2 protein-coding genes are annotated in these 2509 nt (G+C 54.1%); one reads left to right on the top strand and one right to left on the bottom strand.

What is annotated here, in order from left to right; translation table 11 throughout:
• Positions 1 to 1889: ThiF family adenylyltransferase (locus ABYV26_RS24410; RefSeq protein WP_372683951.1), on the top strand; the 1889-nt coding region annotated here is incomplete at its 5' end.
• A gap of 240 nt (positions 1890 to 2129) precedes the next feature.
• On the opposite strand, the gene ABYV26_RS24405 is transcribed toward ABYV26_RS24410, so the two are convergent.
• Positions 2130 to 2509, bottom strand: a 380-nt coding sequence (locus ABYV26_RS24405; RefSeq protein ID WP_372683950.1) for a PEP-CTERM sorting domain-containing protein, incomplete at its 5' end; no start/stop codon positions are given.

The following is a 2509-nucleotide window of genomic DNA, read 5'->3' as shown; positions in this document are numbered from 1 at the left end:
TGGGCGGGGTGCACCTGGTGACCATGGCCCGCACGGGCGTCGGCCGATTCCACTTGGCCGACTTCGACACGTTCGAAACGGCAAACGTCAACCGCCAGTATGGCGCTCGGGTGTCTGATTTAGGGAAACCCAAGCTGGATGTCATGATCGACCAAGCCATCAAGATCAATCCCTACCTTAAGATCAAACCCTTTCCCGACGGGGTCAATGAAGCCAATATAGATGCATTTCTCGACGGTGTCGATGTGGTCCTGGACGGTCTTGATTTCTTCCAGTTCGACATCCGTCGGCAGCTTTTCAACCGGGCCCGTGAGAAAGGCGTCTATGTGATCACGGCGGGTCCCATGGGGTTCAGTTCGGCCATGCTTATCTTTTCACCGCACGACGGCATGTCCTTTGACGAATATTTCAATATTGTGGAAGGCATGTCCCCCGAAGATCAATACCTGGCTTTTGCATTGGGTCTGGCGCCTCGCGCCACCCACATCCGATACATGGACCTGGCAAAGGTTGATTTCGGATCAAAGGCCGGCCCGTCGCTGAATATCGCCTGTCAGATATGTGCCGGAATGGCGGCCACCGAGGCGGTGCGGATCTTATTAGATCGCGGCAAGGTCAAACCGGTGCCTTATTTTTTCCAGTTTGATCCCTACTCGCAAAAATACCACAAGGGCAAACTTCAGTTAGGCAACCGAAACCCAATCCAAAAGGTAAAAATGAGGGCGGCAGGCTTTTTACTGGAACGCAATAAACCATCGTTCAGGCGACCCGCGGCCGACGTGCCCCGGATCGCCCCTGGTGATCAAGCGGTGACTAAGGATAAAATTCGTTACCTCATCGAAGCGGGAATCCAGGCGCCGTCGGGAGACAATGCCCAGCCATGGAAATTCGCCTGTCACGGCGACACGATAGATCTGTACCTGGATAAAGATGCGGACCACTCTTTTTTCAACGTCCAGCAGATCGCATCGATCATCTCCAGCGGCGCGGTGCTCGAGAACATGTGGATAGCAGCCGGCGATCTGGGTCTCGGTGCGCACATTGACTACCTGCCGGCCGGCGAAACGGCTGACCACATGGCAACACTGGCCTTGCGGTCCGATGAACCGTCGGTGCAAAAAGATCCCCTTTCCGAATCCCTGTGGCAACGCAACACCAACCGAACTTTCTATCGCCATCAATCCATACCGGCCACTGTGATCGATGCGATTAAAGCATCGCCTTCAGGTTTTCCAAAAGCCAGTTTGCACATCGTCACAAAAAAACCGGATCTCCGAAACCTGGCCAAAATCGTCTACCAGGTCGACCGCATTCGCACTGAATACCGCCCGCTGCACGAGCATCTGTGCCACATGATCCGTTTTACCGATGCCGAAGCCCAGGAAAAAAAAGACGGCCTGCCGATCAAGAACCTCGAAGCCGGGCTTGCCGGAGAGATATTCCTGAAGGCCACACGACCCTGGCCGGTCATGAACATGGCCAACAAATTGGGGGTGGGACGCATGGTGGCGCTGCATGCGGTGGGTGGCATGTTGAGCGCGCCCGGTGCGGCATTGTTGACGGTCGAGGGAATGCGGCCCCGTGACTTTTTGGTCGGCGGGCAGGCACTCGAACGCATCTGGCTGACAATAAGCAAGACAGGTCTCTGCATGCAGCCCATGACCGCCGTCACGCTTTTTCGGATGAGGTGGGTGCTGGAAGGCAAAGCGGGTTTTTCAAAACCCCACCGGGAACTGTTGGAAGCAGTGTGGGAGAACTATCAAGAACTCTTCCCCGGGGTGGATATGAATAAGCATGGGCAGGTGATGTTGTTTCGTTTCGGCTACGGCAGGGCGATTAAACACGGCACGCACCGGAAGAAAATGGAAAGTTTCCTAAACGAAGGTTGATTTTTACAGGTTGCCAACGCTTTCCAATCTGTTTCTTCTTCGAAAGCGGGCCCGGATAGAAGGCCCGTTTTCACCCGGTGCGCTACATTACCGCATATCAGAGAAGCGTTAAATTGAAAGATGGTCTTGGTTTTTAACCTTCTTGCGCGATCCCATTCTCACGACGGTTGAATCTGAACTGACCCATAAAAAACGGGGAAGCCCGAAGGCTTCCCCGTGTGTTGCGGTTCACTATCGTTCTTATTTCTTGAAAAATTTTCTTCTTGATACTGCGGCAAAGCCGATCAAACCGGCGCCCAGCAGCAGCATGGTGCCGGGCTCTGGGACCGCGTCCAGACGGTATTGGCCGTTGGTGGACACGAAGAGGTCAAACGGTGGATCGTTCGGCGGGTTCGCCACGCCGGCAAATTCGTTGGCCAACTCATTCACGACTAAATTCGTTGGATTTTCAACATACGAAGCATTCGTTGTGGCATACCCCAGGACAAATGCAAGTGGATCGGCAACCAGGGTGGCCAGGTCAACACTATTTTCATCAAACCAGTAGCCTGGTGCCAGAAAAGAGGCTTCAAACCCGACGGTAATTTGACCATTCGGCACGCCGGTAGGATTAACGCTCC

It is taken from the genome of Desulfosarcina sp., assembly GCF_041551955.1.
In the GTDB taxonomy this organism is placed as follows: domain Bacteria; phylum Desulfobacterota; class Desulfobacteria; order Desulfobacterales; family Desulfosarcinaceae; genus Desulfosarcina.
This window is presented reverse-complemented; position numbering and strand designations above follow the sequence as displayed.